The 3,064-nt window shown below is 67.5% G+C and carries 4 protein-coding genes; 3 read left to right on the forward strand and 1 reads right to left on the reverse strand.

Features of this window, described 5'->3' with window-relative positions; all coding sequences use genetic code 11:
* On the reverse strand, window positions 1–186 hold a 186-nt coding region (locus D180_RS23120), incomplete at its 3' end, for a DUF2796 domain-containing protein (protein ID WP_232760558.1).
* Between the two features lie 163 nt (window positions 187–349).
* On the opposite strand from D180_RS23120, the gene D180_RS16810 reads away from it, so the two are divergent.
* The 3 genes from D180_RS16810 to D180_RS16820 all read left to right on the forward strand — a co-directional run bounded on the left by D180_RS16810 (window position 350) and on the right by D180_RS16820 (window position 2,741).
* Window positions 350–580, forward strand: coding sequence for a hypothetical protein (locus tag D180_RS16810; protein ID WP_017913716.1), 231 nt, complete (start codon window positions 350–352; stop codon window positions 578–580).
* A gap of 332 nt (window positions 581–912) precedes the next feature.
* Window positions 913–2,193, forward strand: a complete 1,281-nt coding sequence (locus tag D180_RS16815; protein ID WP_043091214.1) for a phospholipase D-like domain-containing protein — start codon at window positions 913–915, stop codon at window positions 2,191–2,193.
* Between the two features lie 272 nt (window positions 2,194–2,465).
* A complete protein-coding gene (locus D180_RS16820; RefSeq protein ID WP_017910537.1) occupies window positions 2,466–2,741 on the forward strand; it encodes a hypothetical protein in 276 nt (91 codons plus the stop codon).
* Window positions 2,742–3,064 lie beyond the last annotated feature (323 nt).

The following is a 3,064-nucleotide window of genomic DNA, read 5'->3' on the forward strand; positions in this document are numbered from 1 at the left end:
CGTCGGGTGTTCGAAATCGAGGATGCCGATGCCGGGCGCGCTGAGCTGCACGTCCACGGCGGTGCCGTCGACGGCGACCTCCAGGTTGGCCTGGCCGTGCACGTGCGGGCCGTGGTGGCGGATCGCAGCGGTGGCTGGCGAGCTGGCGGAGAGGAGCAACAGGATCAGGGGAATGCCAGGTCGCATATGCAGCGCATCGGTTGAGTTACACTATAACATTAGTGAACTATCGAGCGCGGGCGCAAGCCTGCCGTTGCCGTCAGTCAGCCGCGGTTCGCATCCGGCCACCACCGACGCGCCTCGCACGGTGGCCCTGTGCCGCGACGGGCGCCGAACTCCAGGGATCTTCATGTCTTCATCCATCATTCCCGACAGCTACACCGCCTGGCGCCACTGCATCGAGGTCGACTGCGGCCTGCGACTGGAGCCTGCCTACGTCGCGCAACGCATCGCCGCGCTCAACGACCTCACCGACCACCACACCCAGCAGTTCGTGCGCTGCTGGGGCGAGCCGCATCGCCAGCAGGTGCTGCAGTGGTTTGCGCAGGCGCAGGCCGCATTCGCCGAAGGTCGCGCCTGAACCCTCCCGCGCGGCACGACGCGATCGCCGGTGCCGTTGGACGGCGATGCATTCCTTCTGCGAACGCCGCACGGCGCGGCATGGCGACGTCCTGATCCAATCAGGACCGTGAGTGGTCAAGCGATGAAGGTCGGCCGCGGCCTGCGTGCGCATTGGTGGCGCGCTCTGCCTTGAAGCGCTGACGCCCCTGGACGGGACCGCCAACTCAGCCGTGACCATCTCACTGACACATGCGCTGCAAAGCAGGCTGCCAAGCTACGACAGCTGCCGGTAGCATGCACGCGCATCGCCGCCCGGCATCCACTTCCCACGCTCCCGCAAGGACACCCAACGTGCCTCTCGCTTCCATCGCCAGCGTGCATCCCGCACGCCGCTTCCTGTCCGCCGCCATGGCCTGCCTGCTGCTGTCGGCAGCCACCGGCGCCGAGGCCCGGCCGCAGCCCTCGCAGTTCCAGATCGTCGAGAGCGTGCCCGAGGCCAGCGTCTACGGCGAACCCGGCGTGCCGCGCACCCAGCAGACCTGGCTGGCGATGATCAACGGGGCCAGGCAGCGCATCGACATCGCCGCGTTCTACATCTCCGAGAAGTCCGGCACCGGCCTGACGCCGGTACTGGACGCACTGGCCGCCCGCGCCCGCGCCGGGGTGGCGGTGCACCTGCTGGTCGACCACACCTTCCTGGCCAAGAACCCGGACAGCGTCGCCTGGCTGGGCAAGGTGCCGGGCATCACCGTGCGGGTGCTGCCGGTCGATACGCTGACCGGCGGCGTGCTGCACGCCAAGTACATGATCGTCGACGACGCCAGCGTGTTCGTCGGCAGCCAGAACTGGGATTGGCGGGCGCTGGAGCAGATCCATGAGATCGGCGCGCGCATCGATGACGCGCGCTTCGCCAAGACCTTCGCCGCGAGCTTCGACTACAGCTGGCGCCTGGCCGACGACGGCAATCTGGCCAAGGCGCAGGCGCGCGGTGTGCAGCCGCCGGACTTCGTTCCGGTCACCGCCACCGATCCGGTGCTGCTGGATGCCGGCAGCGACGCGCCGCTGGTCGCCTTCCCCGCGTTCAGCCCGCCGGCGCTGCAGCCGGCGTGGGTCAGCGCCGAGGAGCCGGCCCTGGTCGAGATGATCCGCGCCAGCCAGCATGCGCTGCGCATCCAGGTGATGACGCTGTCGGCGATCCGCAGCTTCGGGCCCAAGGGCTGGTGGGCGCCGGTCGACAGCGCCATCCGCGACGCCGCCGCGCGCGGCGTGCAGGTGCACATCATCGTCGCCGACTGGGCGCTGCGCGAACCGATGCAGGCCTATCTGAAAAGCCTGGCCGCACTGCCGAACATCGCGGTGAAGTTCAGCCGCCTGCCACCGGCGCCGCAGGGCTTCATCCCGTATGCGCGGGTCGAGCACGCCAAGTACGCGGTGGCCGACGACCGCAGCAGCGTAATCGGCACCGGCAACTGGGAATGGAGCTACTTCAATACCGCGGTGGACGCCTCGGTGTTCGTCAAGGGCAAGGGGCCGGCCGAGACGCTGACGCGCATCTTCGACCGCGATTGGAACAGCCCCTACGTCACCACGCTGCAGCCTGGGCAGAACTACGAGGCGCCGCGGACCGAGTAGTCGCTGAGTCGTCCTGCGCAGCCTGTGCGTCCATGGGCGAGCCGGCGCGTGTCAAAGCATGCGCTCGGCCCGAAGATCCAGCGCCGCGTCAATGCGCTGCGTTGACCTGTCGAATGTTGCTGCGACGGTCTTGCGCGCCGATCCCTACGAAGCCTTAACCAGCACTCCCTATCCTAGCTCCGCGCTGGAGGGCGGCCGCGGCGCCGGGCATTGCCGCATGCGCCGCAACGCACGCCTCCCACCGCGTACGGACATCAAAACAAGGAGACGCCATGAAGACGCTGCACGCACTCGTGTTCGCAGGAAGCTTGCTGGGCCTTGCTTCGCCGGCCTTCGCCGAGGTCGCCAATCTCACCAACAGTGCCGACGGTGCCAACCGCGACGCCGGCATCGCCGCGGTCAAGAAGAAGTTGCAGGACGCCTGCACCGAACGCAAGGGCAAGCCGGACCCCAACTCGTTCGAGGTGGTGTTCGAGAAGACCAGCCAGAATCCGGACGTCCCCAAGCCGTACTACGTGGATGGAAAGATGAAGTGCGATATCCCGTAGGGGGAGTGCCCCAATTTAGTCATGTCTGTCCAGATGGCACGACATAGGAACAAGACCCCGCTTGCGGGGTTTTGTTTTTCTGCTGGTCCCAAATATCGGACTGCCTGACGCATACGAAGCAGTAGGCTGCAGCGGGCTGAGCGGAGTTCGGCCCCTGCTGATGAGTGCGACGCTGAGGGAATGCTGTCGGCTCAGGAAGCCCGATCAGCCAACAACAGCGGCGACACGGTCCCGCGTTGCACCATCACGCACTGGTCGGCGATGGCGGTCAGGCCGAGGCGGTGCGAGACCGCGACCAGGGCGGTCTGCGGCAGCCGCCGCCG

This window comes from Xanthomonas sp. SHU 166 (assembly GCF_000364685.1).
In the GTDB taxonomy this organism is placed as follows: domain Bacteria; phylum Pseudomonadota; class Gammaproteobacteria; order Xanthomonadales; family Xanthomonadaceae; genus Xanthomonas_A; species Xanthomonas_A sontii.

Bases quoted from the DNA above. Each gene is read 5' to 3' on its own strand.
- D180_RS16820 (WP_017910537.1), top strand. From the start codon at position 2,466: ATGAAGACGCTGCACGCACTCGTGTTCGCAGGAAGCTTGCTGGGCCTT.
- D180_RS16810 (WP_017913716.1), top strand. From the start codon at position 350: ATGTCTTCATCCATCATTCCCGACAGCTACACCGCCTGGCGCCACTGC.